Raw genomic sequence first — 15,840 nt, 5'->3', positions numbered from 1 at the left:
GCGCGCCGGGCGAGGTGCCGGTCAGCGCCGTGCGCAGGTCGGTGTCGGCGATCCAGAAATCGCGCTGCGCGGTGATGGTGTTGTTGACCGCGGCGATGTGGTTGCGGGCTTCGCCCAGCAGGTCCCACACGCTGGCCAGCATGCCGTTGTAGCGAAGCTGGGTTTCGTCGACGATGAACTTGCGCAGCGGCACCACCTCGTCGCGATAGTGCTTCGCCAGGTCGTAGGCCGTGCGCCAGCCGTGCCAGGACTCGCGCGCCTCGCTGCGCGCCCGCACGGCGACGTCGCGCACCCGCGCCACCGACTGCAGGTAGGTCGCCTCGGCGCGGCGCGTGCGCGCCTGGCCCCAGTCGAAGATGGGAAGGGGCAGCTCAGCTCGAAGCCGCGCTGCGTCTCGCGCGTGCCCTGCGCGTTGTCGAAGCTGGTGTTGCGCACGACGCCGACGGTGAGCGCGTCGATGAAACCCGTGGCGCGGGTGAAGCCGAGGGAGCCGGCGACGTAGCGCGCCTCGTCGCGCGCGGCACGCACGTCCAGCCGCTCGCGCAGCGCGGTCGCCTCGATGTCGCGCTGCTCCGCGAGCCGCTCCGGCAGGTCGGGCAGGCGCTCGGGCAGCACGTAGCTCGCGTCCTGTCCCCACAGGCCCATCAGGCGCGTGAGCTTCTCGCGTTCGGACAAGGCCGCCTGCTGCGCCCGCGCCAGCTGCGCGCTGATGTCGGCCAGCACGGCCTGCTCGCGGGCCTGCTGCAGCTTGCTCCAGTTGCCCACGCGGGCCATGCGGCGCGCGAGTTCCGCGCCGGCCTCGGCCGCTTTGCGCGCGTCGCCCAGGTAGGCCGCGGTCTGCTGCGCGGCGACCGCGTTGAACCAGGCCTTGCGCGTGTCCGCCGCGGTGCGGATCACTTCCTGCGCGGCGCGCAGGCGGGCCAGCTGGAGCGACTGGTTCGCGTACTGCGCCCGCCAGGGCAGGGTGGCCAGGCTCAGCACGTTGAAGCTGACCATGCGCTCGATCTCCAGCACCTGCCCTTCGCGCAGCCGCGCGAACGCGAAGTGCGGATTCGGCAACTGCGCGGCGGCCACGCGCTCGGCGTCGCTGATCGACAGGGCGGCCAGGGTCGCGTCCAGGCCGGGGCTGTTCAACAGCGCGATGCGCACGGCGGAGTCCGCGTCCAGCGGCTGCTTCGCCAGCAGGCTCTGCAGCGTGGCACCGGTTTCGGCGGGCGCGACCCCGGTGCGCCCTTCGGTGAGGCGGTCGACATCGGCCCGCAGGGCTTCGGGCGTCTGCGTCGTGGCGCAACCCGCGAGCGCGAGGGCACAGGACAGGAGCAGCAATCGCATGGCTTCCCCCTCAATGCTGGTGCCCGCGCGCGGGCGCCGGCGCGGGGACCGCGGGTCGCGGGGAAGGGGCATCCGGCGGCGCCGCCTGCGGCTGCGGCGCAGCGCCCGGGTTGGCCTCCTCCCACTTCAGCAGGTCGACGTGGCCGCGCGGAAACCGGGCGACCTCGGCATTCGCCTTCTTCCAGTCCACCGTTTCTTCCTCGACACCCTGCGGGATGCCGTCGAAGACGGAGCGGTATGCGGCCGCGGGCACGGCGGCGGCTGGGTCGGCCGCATCGGCCGCGGCCACCACGAGCGGTGCGGCCAGCAGGGTGGCGAGGGAATACAGTTTCACGAGCGATCTCCAGCAAGGACGACACCGCGGCGAGGCACGCCGCGGACGCACGACGGGCAGGAGATCAGAGCCTGGGCGGCTTGAACAGGTGGGCCGGCTCGGCGCTGGCGAAGGCAGCGTGGGCCGTCTGCGGCCTGGGATGCGCGAACACCATGGCCGCCGGGGCGGCGGGGGAGGGCGAGAGCGCAAGGGAGGAACAGGCCTGGCAGCTGGCGCAGGTGGGGCAGTCGCCGTCGGCCTGAGGCGCGGCAATGTCCGCTGCCTGTTGTGCCGCTTCCACCTGCACGGTGGCGGAATGCCCGTGGTCGTCGCAATCGTGCCCATGGCCCGCGCGCGCGCCATGCTCGATGGCGTGCGCATGGGCCTGCAAGCCGGCGACGGCGACGGCAGGCTCCACGGCGCGGGCCGCCATGGCGTCCCCCATCCAGCCGCGCAAGGGCAGCAGCAGGACGACGAGGAGCAGGAGCCAGCGGTGCATCGGGGACAATGATACGGGAGCCAACGCGACCTTGCTCGCGGCAGGACAAGTCCTACAAACGGTGCCGAGCATTCGCTGACAGGGCCGAATCGCTGGGCTTCCTACAGTGTGGCTTGCGCCGGCAACTGCCGGCATTCATCCCCCGACCGGCCGAGAGAGGAACCCCATGAACGCAGAAACGTCGACCCAGAACCCCTTCCCCACGAGCGCAGAAAGCAGCAGCACGACGGGGACCAATGCGCTCAACGGCGACGCCAATCGCGTGCGCCGCATGGCCCAGAGCCTGCACGAGGCGGTGGATTCGCTGGAGCAGAAGATCGGCACCGGCAGCGAGCGCGTCATGGGCCTGCAGGAAGAGTACGGCAACATGGCCCGCGAACAGGTCCGCGCCAATCCGCTGGCCGCGCTCGGCGCCGCCTTCGCCGCCGGCTTCATCATCTCGCGCATCCTGCGCTGAGTCTCCCCGGGGCTACGCGCCCCCTGCCTGCAGCTCCCGACGGGCCTGTCGCACCACCGCCAGGCCCGCGGTGAGCGCGAGCCCCGCCATCACCGCCGCGACCAGCAGGTCCGGCCAGCGGGTCCCGGTCCCGAACACCCCCACCGCCGCCAGCAGCACGGCCACGTTGCCGATCGCGTCGTTGCGCGTGCACAGCCAGACGCTGCGCATGTTGGCATCGCCTTCCCGGTACGCATACAGCAGGACGCCCACGCCGACGTTGGTGAGCAGCGCGAGCGTGCCGATGGCGCCCATGGTGACCGGTTCCGGCACCTCGCCGCTGTGGGCCGCCCAGGCCGCCCGCGCGAGGACACCCACGCCGAACAGCACCATCGTCGCCGCCTTGAACAGTGCGGCCTTCGCGCGCGCCACCGTCCCCATCGCCAGCACCGCCAGCGACAGGGCGTAGTTGCCGGCGTCGCCGAAGAAGTCGATCGCGTCGGCGAGCAATGAAACGGAAGCCGACGCGACGCCGGCCCCGATCTCCACCAGGAACATCAGCGCGTTGGCCACCAGCGCGATCCACAGAACCTTGCGCAAGCCGGGGGCACCGGCCCGTCGGGAGCTCGTGGTGATGGTGGTGGCCGTGCGCGTGGCCGTGGTCGTGGTGCAGCGACATGGGTTCCGATTGTGACCCTGCACGCGCAAGGTGCCGCGCAAGCTGGCATCCTGCTTCGATGCCATCCTCCTCCACCAAGCGCCGGCTGCATCCCGGAGTGGCTGCCAGCCTGGGCGCGGCCCTGCTGTTCGGCGCGGCCGCGCCGCTGGCCAAGCTGCTGCTCGCGCAGGTGAGTCCCTGGCTGCTGGCTGCGCTGCTGTACCTGGGCTCCGGCATCGGCCTGGCGCTGCTGCGCCGGCTGCGTCCGGCCCGCCCGTGCGCCTGCCGCCGGGCGAGGGGCGCTGGCTCGCCGGTGCGGTGCTCGCGGGGGCGTGGTGGGGCCGGTGCTGCTGATGGCGGGTCTGGCCGGCATGCCGGCCTCGCAGGCCTCGCTGCTGCTCAATGGCGAGGCGGTGCTGACGGCCCTGCTGGCCTGGATGGTGTTCCGCGAGAACGTCGACCGCCGCGTGGCCTTCGGCATGCTGGCCATCGTCGCCGGTGGCGTGGTGCTCGCGTGGCCGCAAGGCGGTGCGCACGGCGCGGTCACGGGACGCTCGGTCCTGCTGGTGCTGGGCGCGTGCCTGGCCTGGGCCATCGACAACAACCTCACGCGCAAGGTGTCGCTGGCGGACGCGTCCTGGATCGCGATGGTGAAGGGACTCGCGGCGGGTGCCACCAACCTGGTGCTGGCGCTCGCCCTCGGCGCGTCCTGGCCGGCCGCGCCGCTGGTGGCGGCCGCCGCGCTGCTGGGACTTTTCAGCTATGGCGTGAGCCTGGTGCTGTTCGTGCTGGGCCTGCGCGCGTTGGGCACCGCGCGCACCGGCGCCTATTTCTCGGTCGCGCCTTTCTTCGGCGCGCTGCTGGCGGTGCTGGGGCTGGGCGAGCCGGTGACCTGGCAGCTGGCCGCCGCCGCGGTGCTGATGGCGATCGGCGTGTGGCTGCACCTGACGGAAAGGCACGAGCACCGGCACGCGCACGAAGCGCTGCGGCATGCCCACGAGCACGTGCATGGCGTGGGCGACCCGCACCACGATCACGCCCACGTGCCGCCGGTGGCGCCGGGCACGCGCCACAGCCATCCGCACGAGCATGCGCCGCTGGTGCATTCGCATCCGCACTATCCGGACGCGCACCACCGGCACGAGCACTGACGCAGTCAGGGCACCTGCGGGGGCAGGGGGATCCCGCGCTTGCCCAGTACCTCGCGCAAGCGGTCCGGGTAGTCGGTGATCAGGCCGTCCACGCCCCAGCCGACGATGCGGTCCATGTCCGCCGGGTTGTTCACGGTCCACGGGATCACCTGCAGGCCGAGCGCCTGCGCTTCCCGCACCAGCGCCTGCGTGAGCGCGCCCTGGTTGGGCGCCCACACCTTGCCGCCCGCCGCCTTCACCATGCGCGGCATGCTGCCGTGGTCGGCCAGGCGCAGGCCGGCGGTCCACGTTCCGTCCTTCGTGTTGTCGGTGTTGGCGGTCTGGATGCTGAGGTAGACGGTGGGGATGCCGGGCTCGCGCTGCTGCACGCGCTGCAGCGTGCGCCAGTCGAAGCTCTGGATGCTGACGCGCTCGCGCATGCCCGCATCGCGCACCACCTGCAGCAGGGCGTCGGTCATCGCCTCGGCCGAAACGGTGTCCTGCGGCTGCTGCGGCGACAGCTTGGTCTCGATGTTGAAGCGCACGTGCCTGGCGCCGCGCGTGCGCACCAGGTCGAACACCTGCGCCAGCGTCGGGATGCGCGCGCCGTCCACGGGCTGCTGCGTGGCGAAGGTCCGCGCATAGGGGTTCGCGGGGTCGATGCGGCCCACGTCGTACTGCTGCAGCTCGCGCAGGCTCAGGTCCTTCAGCAGCGGGCCGCGCGCCGGCAGCCACTTGCCGCTCGCATCGCGCACGAAAGCCGGCGACAGGGCGGGGTCGTGCGAGACCACCACCACCCCGTCGGCAGTGACGCCGATGTCGAGTTCCAGGGTGCTCACGCCGATGGCCAGCGCGCGCTCGAACGCGGGCAGCGTGTTTTCCGGGGCCAGGCCGCGCGCGCCGCGGTGGCCCTGCAGGTCGAAGGCGGTCGCGGCCAGCGACAGCAGTGCGGCGGCAAGGCCGGCGGCCGCGCGGAGCATCGGATGCATGTCTTCTTCCTCCCCGCGCTCAGTCCATCTTCGCGCCGGACTTCTTCACGGCGTCGGCCCAGCGCGGCATCTCCGCCGCGAGGAACTTCGCGAAGTCCTCGGCGCCGAGGAAGGCGGGATCCGCGCCCTGCGCGATCATCCGGTTGCGGATCTCCGGGCTGGTGAGCACCTGCCGGAACGCGTCGCTCAGTTTCGCGGTGACGTCGCGCGGCAGGTTGGCCGGCGCGAGGAAGCCGTAGAAGCCGACCACCTCGAAGCCCTGGATGCCGCTTTCGATCACCGTCGGGATGTCCGGCAGCGCCGGGTTGCGCTCGCGGCTGGTCACCGCCAGCGCCTTCCTTCACCTTGCCCTGCTTGTGGTACGCCGCGGCCTGCGGGATCGACTCCGCCATGAATTGCACCTGGCCACCCATCAGGTCGGTGAAGGCCGGTGCGCTGCCGCGGTAGGGAATGTGGACCATGAACAGGCCGGTGGCGTTCTTGAACATCTCGGGCACCAGGTGGCTGATGCCGCCGTTGCCCGCCGAGCCGTAGTTCACCTGGCCGGGGCGCGCCTTCGCGTAGCCGATGAAATCCTTGAGCGAAGCCACCGGCACCTGCGGGTTCACCAGCAGCGCGAGCGGCTGCATCGCGGTGCGGGCGATCGGCGTGAAGTCGCGCAGCGTCTGGTAGGGCAGCTTGCCGTAGAGCGCCGGGTTGATCACCATCACGCCGGTGTTGGCCAGCATCAGCGTGTAGCCGTCGGGCGGCGCCTTCATCACGTCCTGCGCACCCACGGTGCCGCCGGCGCCGGCCTTGTAGTCGATGGTGATGGGCTGGCCCAGCGCGGCCTGCAGCCGTTCCGTGAGCAGCCGCGCATGCTGGTCGAGCGGCCCGCCGGCCGGGAAGCCGATCACGAGGCGGATGGGTTTCTCGGGATAGGCGGCTTGCGCGCCCGCGGCGAGGGCGGCCAGCACCAGTGTGGCGGCGGTCTTCCAGAACTGCATGGGGAGTCTCCTTGTCGCGCAAGATGATATCGGCGGCACGCCTAGGGATTTGCCCGCATCGTTGGCATGCCAACTTTGCCTACGATGCATGCGCGACCGCGATGCACCGCGGCGCTTCCCCAGGAGACAAGAAATGCAGTTCCGATTCCGCGCCACCGCGGCAGTGGCTTTGTCCGTGTTCACGCTGTGCGCCATCCCCGCCGCGCAGGCCCAGGCGCCCGCCTATCCCAGCAAGCCGATCCGCATGGTCGTGCCCTTCCCGGCCGGCGGCACCACCGACATCGTGGCGCGCCTGGTCGCGCAACGCATGGCCGAGAGCATGGGCCAGCCCGTGACGGTGGAGAACAAGGGCGGCGCCGGCGGCGCGATCGGCGCCGACGCCGTGGCCAAGGCGCCCGCCGACGGCTACACCATCCTGATGCACAACATCACCTTCCCGCTGTCCTCGGTGGCGCAGACGCTGGCCAAGCGCTCGCCCTTCGACGCCGAGAAGGACTTCACCGGCATCTCGATCGCGGTGTACGTCCCCTTCGTGCTGACCGCCGCACCCAGCGTGCCGGTGAAGGACCTGAAGGAACTGGCGAATCTGCTGCGCACGCAGCCCACGCTGCAATACAACTACGGCTCCACCGGCCCGGGCTCCGCCGTGCACGTGCTGGGCGAGGCCTTCAAGCGCGACGCCAAGGTGAACATGGAGCACGTGCCCTTCAAGGGCGCGGCGCCCCTGAAGCAGGAGATGCTGGCCGGGCGCATCCAGGTCGGCGGCGACCAGCTGTCCTCCTCGCTGGCCGAGATCAAGGGCGGCAGCCTGAAGGCGATCGCCACCACCGCGTCGAAGCGCATCCCGGCGCTGCCGGACGTGCCGACGGTGCGCGAACTCGGCTATCCCAATCTGGAACTGGAAGGCTGGAACGGGCTGTTCGCTCCGGCCGGCACGCCCAAGCCCATCATCGACCGCCTGCAGCGCGAAGTGGCCGCCGCCGTGCGCCATCCGGAAGTCGCCAAGAGGCTGACCGAGCTGGGCGCGGAGCCGGTCGGCTCCAGCCCGGCGGAACAGGATGCGATCCTGCGCCGCCAGATGGACCAGTTCCGCCCGGTGATCCGCGAGATGAAGCTGGAGTGAGGCTCAGGCGGCCTTGCCGCCTTCGGCCAGCCACCACACCGGCAGCTGCGAGCAGTCCGCGCCGTCGAGCCCGCGCCCGGCGGCGCGGTCGAAGTTCCTGAGCGTCTCGCCGGTCAGCGGCAGCTCGCGCCCGTGGCTGCGCGCTTCCTCCAGCATGGCGCGCACGTCCTTGCGCATGGTGGCCACGTCCACCGTCACCTGCGCCGGCGCCTTGCCGGCCAGCGCCTCGGCGATCATGCCGCCGCGCACCTTCAGCATGTTGGGCCCGCCGGAGGAGTCGGCCAGGATGTCGATCACGCGCTGCGGATCCAGCCCGAGCGGCTGCACCAGCGACAGCGCTTCGCCCAGCGTCTGCCAGTACACCATCAGCGGCAGGTTCACCGCCAGCTTCATCGTCTCGCCCGCGCCGTGCGGGCCGACGTGCTCGACCCGCTTGCACAGCTGGTCCAGCAGGGGCCGCGCGCGCGCCACGTCCGGTTCGGCGCCGCCGACGAAGGCGATCAGCTTGCCTTCCCTGGCCGGCCCCACGCTGCCGCCCACCGGGCTTTCGACATAGGCGGCACCCACGGCGGCGGCATGCCGCGCCATCTCCTGCTGCTTGGCCGGAGGCACGGTGCTCATCTCGATCAGCAGCTTTCCCTCGGCCGCCGGCGACAGCAGTCCGTCGCGCCCCAGGTAGACCTCGTCCAGCGCCTGCGCGTTGGTCAGCAGGGTCAGCACGGCCTCGCTTTGCGCCAGCAGCTCGCGCGGCGTCGCGGCCCAGGCCATGCCCGCATCGAGCAGCGGCTGCGCGCGTTCGCGCGTCCGGTTCCAGACCGTGACTTCGTGGCCCAGGGTCGCGAGGCGGCGCGCGATCGCGCTGCCCATCTTGCCGGTGCCGGCCATGCCGATGCGCATCTGTGTCTCCTTGCAGTCCGGGCCATGATAGCGTCGCATGAGCGACGCGCGTGGGGCTTCCCCATGCATTCCCGCCCGGCCCTTCGCTTATGGTCGCGGGATCAGGAGTCATGCCTTCCATGGACCGCCCGCACCACAAGTTCTGGCCCAAGCGCCTTCCGCATTCGCTGACCGTTCCCGCCACCTCGCTGTGGGACAACCTGGCGATCAGCGCGCGCCGCTACCCGGACAAGGCGGCCATCGTCTTCTTCGGCCGCGTCTACCCGTACGCCGAGGTGCAGCGGCTCGCCGAGCGGCTGGCAGCGCGCCTGCACGCGCTGGGCGTGCGCAAGGGCGACCGGGTGCTGCTGGACATGCAGAACTGCCCGCAGCTGCTCATCGCGAACTTCGCCATCCTGCGCGCCAACGCGGTGGTGGTGCCGGTGAACCCGATGAACCGCGCCGAGGAGCTGAAGCACTACATCGTCGATCCGGACGCGAAGCTGGCGATCACCACCGGCGACCTGGCCGGCGAGATCGCCAGGGCCAATGCGCAATTGCCGGAGCACCAGCGCCTGGCGCACATGATCGTCACGCAGTTCACCGACGGCTTCGATCCGCAGGCGGCCAACGCCGGACCCATGCCGGACGGGTGGAAGGACTGGCTGCTTGCGCGCCATCCGCTGCCGCAACTGGACGGCGGCCAGGTGATGGCCTGGACCGACGCGCTGGACAACGCGCTGCCGCTGCCGCCGCTGGAAGTGGGGCCGGAAGACCTCGCCGTGCTGCCCTACACCAGCGGCACCACGGGCAATCCCAAGGGATGCATGCACCCGCACCGCAGCCTGATGCACAACGCCATGGCCAGCAGCATCTGGGGCAATGCGACACCGGAGGCGGTGACGCTGCTGGTGGTGCCCATGTTCCACATCACGGGCATGGTGAGCGTGATGCACGCGAACATCTACACCGGCTCCACGCTGGTGATGATGCCGCGCTGGGACCGCGACGTCGCGGGCTGGCTGATCTCCAGCTGGAAGGTCACCAACTGGACCAACATCCCGACCATGGTGATCGACCTGCTGGGAAGCCCGAACTTCGCCAGCTACGACCTCTCCAGCCTCGCCCACATCGGCGGCGGCGGGGCGGCCATGCCCCAGGCGGTGGCGCAGCGCCTGCTGGAACAGTTCAACCTGAAGTACGTGGAAGGCTACGGCCTGACCGAAACCGCCGCGCCTTCGCACAGCAACCCGCCGGATGCGCCCAAGCAGCAGTGCCTGGGCATTCCCTTCATGAGCTGCGACGCACGGGTGATCGACCCCGAGACACTGCAGGAGATGCCGGCCGGCGAGGGCAGGGCGAGATCATCGTGCACGGGCCGATGGTCTTCAACGGCTACTGGAAGCGGCCGGAGGCCACCGAGGCGGCCTTCATCTCCTTCGCGGGCAAGCGCTTCTTCCGCACCGGCGACCTGGGGCGGGTCGACGCCGATGGCTACTTCTTCCTGACCGACCGGCTCAAGCGGATGATCAATGCGTCCGGCTTCAAGGTCTGGCCGGCGGAGGTGGAAGCGCTGATGTTCCGCCACCCCGCGATCCAGGAGGCCTGCGTGATCTCCGCGCGCGACAGCTACCGCGGCGAGACCGTGAAGGCCGTCGTCGTGCTGCGCGCCAGCCACAGGGGCCAGGTGACGGAACAGGACATCGTCGACTGGTGCCGCGCCAACATGGCGGTCTACAAGGTGCCGCGCATCGTGCAGTTCGCGGACGCGCTGCCCAAGAGCGGCAGCGGCAAGGTCATGTGGCGAACGCTGCAGGAGTCGGAGCCGCGCGGGTAGGCAGGACGCAGACGGACCGCATTGTCGGAATGAGCCTACAGGCTCGCGGCTGCACAACCTTTAGGATGGCCCGGCAGCCGCATTCCTCCGCGGCTGTTGGTATTGGATGAGACGCAACGTAACCACCGCAACTCTGCCTGTTCAGGACCGCGCTTCGACCGGGATTCCCGGGCTCGACGACGTCCTGGGCGGGGGCCTTCCCATCGGGCATCTCTATCTCGTCGAGGGCGACCCCGGCTCGGGGAAGACCACGCTCGGCCTGCACTTCCTGCTGGAAGGCATTCGCCGCGACGAGAAGGGGCTGTACGTCACCTTGTCGGAGACCGAATCCGAGCTGCGCACGGTCGCGGCTTCGCACGGCTGGGACCTGCGGGGCGTCGAGCTGTTCGAGCTGGTGAGCAGCGAGGGCCTCAGCCCCGACCTCGAACAGTCCATCCTGCATCCCTCGCAGGTCGAACTGGGCGAGACCGTGCGCGGCGTGATCTCCGCGGTGGAGCGCCTGAAGCCGCAGCGCGTGGTGTTCGACAGCCTGTCCGAGATGCGCCTGCTGGCGCAGGACCCGCTGCGCTATCGCCGGCAGGTGCTGGCGCTCAAGAAATTCTTCTCCGACCAGGGTTGCACGGTCATGATGCTGGACGACCGCTCCAACCGGGAGACCGACCAGCAACTGCACAGCATCGCCCACGGCGTGATCAACCTGGAACAGGCGGTGGACCAGTACGGCCCCGAGCGGCGGCGCCTGCGCGTCCTGAAGATGCGCGGCATCAAGTTCCGCGGCGGCGACCACGACTTCGTGCTGGACACCGGCGGACTGTCGGTGTTCCCGCGCCTGGTCGCCTCCGAACATCGCCTGCAGACCGGCCACAGCGTCATGAGCACCGGCGTGGCCAAGCTCGACGAACTGATGGGTGGCGGCCTGCCCCGCGGCAGCAACAGCCTGTTCAACGGGCCGTCGGGCGTGGGCAAGACGACCACGGCGATCTCCTGCACCCTCACGGCACTCAAGCGGGGTGACAACGCGGTCTATTACCTGTTCGACGAAGGCCTTTCCACCCTCGTGACGCGCGCCCGCTCGCTCGGCCTGGACATCGAGCCCTACCTGGGCAGCGGCCAGCTGCGCGTGATCCCGCTCGATCCGGCGGAAGTGTCGGCCGGCGAGTTCGCGCACATGGTGCGCCACGCGGTGGAGGACGACAACGCGCAGGTCGTCGTGATCGACAGCCTCAACGCCTACCTGCAGGCCATGCCGGGCAGCAAGTACCTCATGCTGCAGATGCACGAGCTGCTGACGTACCTGAACCACCGCAACGTGGTGACCATCCTGATCCTCGCGCAGCACGGCGTGCTGGGCGACATGCGCACCGAGGTGGACATGAGCTACCTGGCCGACGCGATCCTGATGTTCCGGTTCTTCGAGGCCCGCGGCAAGCTGCTCAAGGCTGTCTCGATGATCAAGAGCCGCACCACGCTGCACGAACAGACGATCCGCGAGTTCCGCATGGGGCCGAAGGGTCTGGAAGTGGGCCAGGAGCTGACCGACTTCGAAGGCGTGCTCGCCGGCGTCGCCGCCTACCACGGCAAGCTGCCCCTGCTGGGCGACGAGAACGGGAGACGATGATGGAACTGCGTGTCCTGATCCATGCGCCGCGCGGGCGGGACGGCAGCGTCGTGCAGACGGTGCTGTCCGGACAGGGCATCGAATCCGTCGTGTGCGCCACCGAGCAGGACCTGCTGGCGGCGCTCGACGAAGGGGCGGCCGCCGTCATCCTCACCGAGGAGGCGTTGCCGCAGCTCATGACCGCGGGCGGCCTGCGGGGCTGGCTGAACTCCCAGCCGCCGTGGTCCGATTTCCCCTTCGTGGTCCTCGCGACCAAGCGCGAAGGGCGCCGCGCGGAGAACGATTTCCGTTCGCTCCACAACCTGGGCAACCTGGTGCTGCTGGAGCGCCCGCTCAACGCCGAGACGCTGGCCAGCGCCGCCGAGTCCGCGGTGCGGGCCCGCCGCCGCCAGTACGCCGCGCGCGAACACCTCGAGGAACTCAAGCGCACGCGCACGGAACTGGAACGCCTGAACGGCGAGCTGGAAGACCGCATCCTGCGCCGCACCAGGGAGCTCGCCAGCGCCAACGACCGCCTGATGAAGGAGATCAACGAGCGCGAGCGCGCGCAGGCGGCGCTCACGCAGGTGCAGAAGATGGAGGCGATCGGCCGCCTCACCGGCGGCATCGCGCACGACTTCAACAACCTGCTGCACGTGGTCAACATGAACCTCGAGCTGGTCTCCCTCTATGCCAAGGAGGAGAAGGTCAAGCCCGTGGTGGAGCGTGCCAAGAGCGCGGCCCGGCGCGGCGCGCGCCTGACCAACCAGCTGCTCTCCTTCGCCCGCAGCCAGTCGCTGATGCCGCGCCTGACGCGCGTCAACCAGCTGATCCTGGGCATGAAGGACCTGCTGGAGATTTCCGTGGGGTCCGGCATCGAGGTGGAGTTCGACCTGTGCGAGGAGGACGCCACCGTGATGCTGGACGCGAGCCAGCTCGAGATGGCGGTGCTGAACCTGGCGGTGAACTCGCGCGATGCCATGCCGCAGGGCGGCAAGCTGAAGATCAGCACCGGCACGCGCTTCCTGGACGACGACCGCGACCTGGGCGAGGGCGACTACGTGCTGCTCACGGTCAGCGACACCGGTTCGGGCATCCCGGCCAACGTCCTGCCCAAGGTGTTCGATCCCTTCTTCACCACCAAGCCGGTGGGCAGCGGCACCGGCCTGGGCCTGAGCCAGGTGTACGGCTTCGCCCGCCAGTCCGGCGGGCTGGCGCGCATCCGCAGCGAGGAAGGCAAGGGCACGACGGTGGAGATGCTGTTTCCCGAGGCCGATGCCGACGCCGAGGAGGTCAGCGCCGTGCGCCAGAAGGCCGCCATCCCGGCCCTCGCCGGCGCCTGCCACATCCTGGTCGTGGAGGACGATGCCGACGTGCGCCGCGTGATCGTGGAGTGCCTCAGCCTCATCGGCTACAAGGTGACCGAGGCGGCCAACGGCAGCGAGGCACTCGCGCACCTGGCCACCATCAAGCCGGACCTGCTGGTGGTGGACTACGCGATGCCGGACATGACGGGCGCCGAAGTGATCTCCGAGGCGCGCAAGAGGTTCGGCGAGCTGCCGGTGATCCTGGCCACCGGCTACGCCGACATGGCCGCGGTCGAACGCCTGGCCGGCCGCCCGCGCATCCTGCGCAAGCCCTTCGACATCGCCCAGCTGGGCGACGCCGTCAGCGGCGTGCTGGACGAAGCGCGTGAGAAGGCGGAAGCCGGCAGCGTCTAGCGCTTCTTCAGCAGCATGCTGCCGATCGCCAGCCCGATCGCGAAGCAGGCATACACGTTCGCCATCTCCGGCTTGCCCAGCCGGTGTTCGAAGCCGGGCCGCAGCCGCTTCGGCGTGAGCGTGTAATCCACCAGGTTGGCCACGCCCGCGGTGACGATCGCCCCGGCGATGGCCGGCACCGGCCGCTTCGCTTCCGGCCGGCCGCCCCAGGCCTTGGCATGCAGGACGCCCCAGAACACCGAGCAGGCATGGTGGATGAAGTAACCGGTGGCCGTGTAGCGCAGGCTGGCTTCGTCCTGCCGGAGCGCCCGGTTGCCGTAGATCCAGTGGCTCACGGCGTTGGTGGGCGCCGCCGGGATGCCGCGGCGCTCTCCGGCGAACACCAGGTAGGCGGTCGACAGCATGCTGGCCAGGCTACCGGTGACCAGGCCCTCCTTCAAGGCTTGTTTCCAGGAAGTCATGCCCGGCAGTCTAGGTGGCAGGCGCAGGCCGCGGTGTCCACGCTCTCAAAGGGTAACCGCCGGCCCCCGCTCGGGCGCGCTGCTGGCTAGACTGGATCGTTCCACCATGCGTGTGCTCATCACCGGTGCCAGTGGCTTCATCGGCCGCACCCTCGCGCAGGCCCTGCGCGAGCGCGGGCATGCGGTCGTGCGCGCGCTGCGCAGGCCGCCGGCGGGTGAGGCCGACGCGCTGCAGGTGGACTTCGCCGGCGTGCCCACGCGCGCGTGGTGGCTGCCGCGGCTGGCCGGCATCGACGCCGTGGTCAACGCGGTGGGCATCCTGCGCGAGCAGCCCGGCCAGTCCTTCGACGCATTGCATGCCCGCGCGCCGTCGGAACTGTTCCGCGCGTGCGCGGATGCGGGCGTGGGCAGCGTGGTGCAGGTGTCCGCCCTGGGAGCCGACGAGACCGCGCGCTCGTCCTACCACCGCAGCAAGAAGGCGGCGGACGACGTGCTGCGTTCGCTGCCGCTGCGCGGCGCGGTGGTGCAGCCTTCGCTGGTGTACGGGCCCGGCGGCAGCAGCGCCGCGCTGTTCAACAAGCTGGCGGTGGCGCCGCTGCTGCCTTTTCCCGATGGTGGCCGCATGCTGGTGCAGCCGGTGCACGTGGACGACCTCGTCGCTGGCATCGTCCGGCTGGTCGAGTCGCCGCCGCGCGCGATCGCCACGCTGCCCTTCGCCGGCCCGCGCCCCATGGCCCTGCGCGACTACCTGGGCGAAGCTGCGCCAGGCGCTGGGCGAACCGGGTCGGCTGCGCATGCTGCCGGTTCCCGCGCCGCTGTTCCGCGCCGGCGCGGCGCTGGCCGGCCACCTGCCGGGAAGCATGCTCGATACGGAGACGGCGGACATGCTGCTGGCCGGCAACGCCACCGAACGCAACGGCCTGCCGCCGCTGCTGGGACGCGCGCCGCGCGCGCCGCGCAACTTCGTCGCCGCCGGCAGCCGCGAGCCCGCGCGGCGCGAAGCAGTGCTGGACCTGTGGCTTCCGGTGCTGCGCGTGGCGCTGGCCTTGCTCTGGATCTGGACGGCCATCGTGTCCTTCGGCCTGTACCCGGTGCAGGACAGCTACGCGCTGCTCGCCCGCGTGGGCCTGCATGGCACGGCAGCGACGGTGGCGCTCTACGGCGCCGCGCTGCTCGACCTGGTGCTGGGCGTGCTCACGCTGGCGTCGCCGGCGCGCTGGCGGCGCGGGCTGTGGCTCGCGCAGGCGGTGCTGGTCGCCGGCTACACGGTCCTGATCACGCTCTTCCTGCCCGAATACTGGCTGCATCCCTACGGGCCGATCGCCAAGAACATCCCGCTGCTGGCGCTGATCGGCCTGCTCTGGGCCCTCGAGCCTCCGGCGAGGAAGGCGGAAGGCGGCTGATGGACTACCTGCTGCTCAAGTGGCTGCACATCATGTCCTCCACGATCCTGTTCGGCGCCGGCGTCGGTTCGGCCTTCCACCTGTTCGCGTGCTCGCTGCGCCGGCGCGTCGACGGCCTGGCCACCACCACGCGCAACGTGGTGCTGGCGGACTGGCTGCTCACCACGCCGGCCGCGGTGCTGCAGCCGGTCACCGGCGTGTGGCTGGTCCAGCAGATGGGCCTGCCGTATTCGACGCCCTGGATCGCCTGGTCGCTGGGCCTCTACGCGCTGGCCATCGCCTGCTGGCTGCCCGTGGTGGCGCTGCAGATCCGCATGGAGAAGGTGGCGGCCGCCGCGCAGCGCCGGCGCGCCGGTGCCGGCGGCGTTCGACCGCATGTTCCACTGGTGGACGGGGCTGGGCTTCGCCGCCTTCTTCCTGTTCCTCCTGATCTTCTGGCTGATGGTGAGCAAGGCCCTGCCCTGGGCCGCGTGAAGGAA

The 15,840-nt window shown here is 70.6% G+C and carries 12 protein-coding genes and 5 pseudogenes; 9 read left to right on the top strand and 8 right to left on the bottom strand.

Annotated features, from left to right (window positions below; genetic code table 11):
- Positions 1-21: 21 nt before the first annotated feature.
- The 3 genes from HK415_RS27550 to HK415_RS26060 all read right to left on the bottom strand — a co-directional run bounded on the left by HK415_RS27550 (position 22) and on the right by HK415_RS26060 (position 2,144).
- Positions 22-1,332 carry a TolC family protein gene (locus HK415_RS27550; protein WP_309246681.1) on the bottom strand — a complete coding sequence of 437 codons (1,311 nt, stop codon included), beginning with the start codon at positions 1,330-1,332 and terminating at the stop codon, positions 22-24.
- Between the two features lie 10 nt (positions 1,333-1,342).
- Entirely contained in the window at positions 1,343-1,666 is a 324-nt protein-coding gene (locus tag HK415_RS12795; RefSeq protein ID WP_171556299.1) for a hypothetical protein, read from the bottom strand.
- A 64-nt stretch (positions 1,667-1,730) separates the two neighbouring features.
- Positions 1,731-2,144 carry a hypothetical protein gene (locus tag HK415_RS26060; RefSeq protein WP_290427351.1) on the bottom strand — a complete coding sequence of 138 codons (414 nt, stop codon included), beginning with the start codon at positions 2,142-2,144 and terminating at the stop codon, positions 1,731-1,733.
- A gap of 166 nt (positions 2,145-2,310) precedes the next feature.
- Between HK415_RS26060 and HK415_RS12780 the strand changes: the two genes are divergently transcribed.
- Positions 2,311-2,601, top strand: a complete 291-nt coding sequence (locus HK415_RS12780; RefSeq protein ID WP_171559815.1) for a hypothetical protein — start codon at positions 2,311-2,313, stop codon at positions 2,599-2,601.
- 12 nt (positions 2,602-2,613) lie between these two features.
- Here HK415_RS12780 and HK415_RS12775 read toward each other — a convergent pair whose 3' ends face one another.
- Positions 2,614-3,180: a cation efflux transmembrane domain-containing protein gene (locus HK415_RS12775; protein WP_253261866.1), complete on the bottom strand. Its 567-nt coding sequence runs from the start codon at positions 3,178-3,180 to the stop codon at positions 2,614-2,616.
- 137 nt (positions 3,181-3,317) lie between these two features.
- Here HK415_RS12775 and HK415_RS12770 point away from each other — a divergent pair.
- Positions 3,318-4,389, top strand: a pseudogene (locus tag HK415_RS12770) (DMT family transporter).
- A gap of 5 nt (positions 4,390-4,394) precedes the next feature.
- Here the strand turns inward: HK415_RS12770 and HK415_RS12765 are convergent.
- Positions 4,395-5,357, bottom strand: coding sequence for a glycerophosphodiester phosphodiesterase (locus tag HK415_RS12765; protein WP_171559813.1), 963 nt, complete (start codon positions 5,355-5,357; stop codon positions 4,395-4,397).
- Positions 5,358-5,376: 19 nt separating this feature from the next.
- Positions 5,377-6,343, bottom strand: a pseudogene (locus HK415_RS12760) (Bug family tripartite tricarboxylate transporter substrate binding protein).
- Positions 6,344-6,476: 133 nt separating this feature from the next.
- Between HK415_RS12760 and HK415_RS12755 the strand changes: the two are divergent.
- Positions 6,477-7,466: a Bug family tripartite tricarboxylate transporter substrate binding protein gene (locus HK415_RS12755; RefSeq protein ID WP_171559812.1), complete on the top strand. Its 990-nt coding sequence runs from the start codon at positions 6,477-6,479 to the stop codon at positions 7,464-7,466.
- A gap of 3 nt (positions 7,467-7,469) precedes the next feature.
- On the opposite strand, the gene HK415_RS12750 is transcribed toward HK415_RS12755, so the two are convergent.
- Positions 7,470-8,363 carry an NAD(P)-dependent oxidoreductase gene (locus HK415_RS12750; RefSeq protein ID WP_171559811.1) on the bottom strand — a complete coding sequence of 298 codons (894 nt, stop codon included), beginning with the start codon at positions 8,361-8,363 and terminating at the stop codon, positions 7,470-7,472.
- Positions 8,364-8,482: 119 nt separating this feature from the next.
- On the opposite strand from HK415_RS12750, the pseudogene HK415_RS12745 reads away from it, so the two are divergent.
- The 3 genes and pseudogenes from HK415_RS12745 to HK415_RS12735 all read left to right on the top strand — a co-directional run bounded on the left by HK415_RS12745 (position 8,483) and on the right by HK415_RS12735 (position 13,497).
- Positions 8,483-10,179 (top strand): annotated as a pseudogene (locus HK415_RS12745) (long-chain fatty acid--CoA ligase).
- 106 nt (positions 10,180-10,285) lie between these two features.
- Positions 10,286-11,797 carry a DUF7125 family protein gene (locus HK415_RS12740; protein ID WP_171559808.1) on the top strand — a complete coding sequence of 504 codons (1,512 nt, stop codon included), beginning with the start codon at positions 10,286-10,288 and terminating at the stop codon, positions 11,795-11,797.
- The gene (locus HK415_RS12735) at positions 11,794-13,497 is read left to right on the top strand and encodes a response regulator (protein WP_253261865.1); all 1,704 of its coding nucleotides are present in this window, start codon (positions 11,794-11,796) and stop codon (positions 13,495-13,497) included. Before HK415_RS12740 ends, HK415_RS12735 begins: the two co-directional genes overlap by 4 nt.
- Here HK415_RS12735 and HK415_RS12730 read toward each other — a convergent pair.
- On the bottom strand, positions 13,494-13,958 hold the full coding sequence (locus HK415_RS12730; RefSeq protein ID WP_171559801.1) for a hypothetical protein: 465 nt from the start codon (positions 13,956-13,958) through the stop codon (positions 13,494-13,496). The genes HK415_RS12735 and HK415_RS12730 overlap by 4 nt on opposite strands.
- On the opposite strand from HK415_RS12730, the pseudogene HK415_RS26055 reads away from it, so the two are divergent.
- The 3 genes and pseudogenes from HK415_RS26055 to HK415_RS12720 all read left to right on the top strand — a co-directional run.
- Positions 13,900-14,586: pseudogene (locus HK415_RS26055) on the top strand (NAD-dependent epimerase/dehydratase family protein); the annotation flags it as partial. The gene HK415_RS12730 and the pseudogene HK415_RS26055 sit on opposite strands and share 59 nt — an antisense overlap.
- Before the next feature lie 166 nt (positions 14,587-14,752).
- A complete protein-coding gene (locus HK415_RS26050) occupies positions 14,753-15,361 on the top strand; it encodes a DoxX-like family protein (RefSeq protein WP_290427350.1) in 609 nt (202 codons plus the stop codon).
- A pseudogene (locus tag HK415_RS12720) lies at positions 15,361-15,835 on the top strand (DUF2269 family protein). The gene HK415_RS26050 and the pseudogene HK415_RS12720 overlap by 1 nt, the downstream one beginning before the upstream one ends.
- Positions 15,836-15,840 lie beyond the last annotated feature (5 nt).

It is taken from the genome of Ramlibacter montanisoli, from assembly GCF_013087525.1.
Lineage (GTDB): Bacteria > Pseudomonadota > Gammaproteobacteria > Burkholderiales > Burkholderiaceae_C > Ramlibacter > Ramlibacter montanisoli.
The sequence above is the reverse complement of the archived record's forward strand: the minus strand, read 5'-3'. Positions and strand labels throughout refer to the sequence as shown.